Genomic DNA, 1,064 nt, shown 5'->3' on the forward strand with positions numbered 1-1,064 from the left:
ATCCTATACCATCAGAAGTGACTTTAGTATAATCAAATCCTACTCCATCATCCTGTATTTTTAACGCTAAAAAAACTTCAAGAGAAGAGTTTAACTGGATTTTGATATTGCTGCAATGCGCATGTTTTAAGCTATTTTGAAGAAATTCTTGGGTTATCCTTAATAATACATTCTTTTTTACAAACTCCAGATCTATACTTTCGAAATTGTATTGAAAGGTTACCTTACATTTTTTCAAAGCATTGAGGTTGTTCACTTCTTCCTGTATTAAAGTTACAATTTCATTTTCACTTATATTATCGTTCGTTAAGTTTTTCGACAAACTCCTCAAGTCTTGCAACGATGAATTAATGATCTGATAAATCTGCTCAATTCTTTTACTTGCCTGAGGCACTTTGTTTTCGTGCACCAGTTGCTGGGTATAAAGGCTCACCAATGTTAATTTCTGCCCGATATTATCGTGTAATTCGCGGCCAATCTGCTGCATGGTGGCCTGTTGAATTTCTAACTGGGTAGTTAAAAGTTCCTTCTGGTGTATTTCGTTGGTGATTTTAATTTCATTCAGATATTCCCTTTTCCGTTCTTTATATTTTTTAATATAGACCATAATGGCGACTACAAAGAGCACGAAAAACAGGTTAAAAAGGATGATGGTAATTAAGAGCTCTGTTTTCCCCATATAAATGAAATTGAGAATAATACATACATTACAATCCCTGATATCAGAAAATAATCGAAATAAATATTCCAGATCTGGATATAAGCCCGCAATAACGAATAAAACGTAAGAAAAGGTAATGTACCGATATAGAATAAGGTTACGCCTAAATTAATATAAAACATTCTATTTTCTTGAAAGTTGAGAATGTTGATTGAGTTTACCTGATTATAATATTCTTTGATAACCAAAAACATTAAGAGTAAACATCCAAAAGTATAGCTAAAGGAAAAATATACTTTACTTTCCTTAAAGAATAATCTGCTGAGTATAAATGAAATTATGTACAACAAAGAGAGTATCCAAAATAGTCTTTTATCCTTAAATGATTTTACGGCATAAAGCC

At 31.6% G+C, this 1,064-nt stretch carries 2 protein-coding genes; both read right to left on the minus strand.

Going from position 1 to position 1,064, the window contains the following annotated elements:
- Positions 1 to 679 (minus strand): sensor histidine kinase (locus AC1DPQ_RS28645; RefSeq protein WP_477611698.1); only part of this gene is annotated, 679 nt, incomplete at its 3' end.
- On the minus strand, positions 658 to 1,064 hold a 407-nt coding region (locus AC1DPQ_RS28650), incomplete at its 5' end, for a hypothetical protein (RefSeq protein ID WP_477611699.1). The genes AC1DPQ_RS28645 and AC1DPQ_RS28650, both read right to left, overlap by 22 nt.

The organism is Pedobacter sp. 01T416_2 (genome assembly GCF_056398925.1).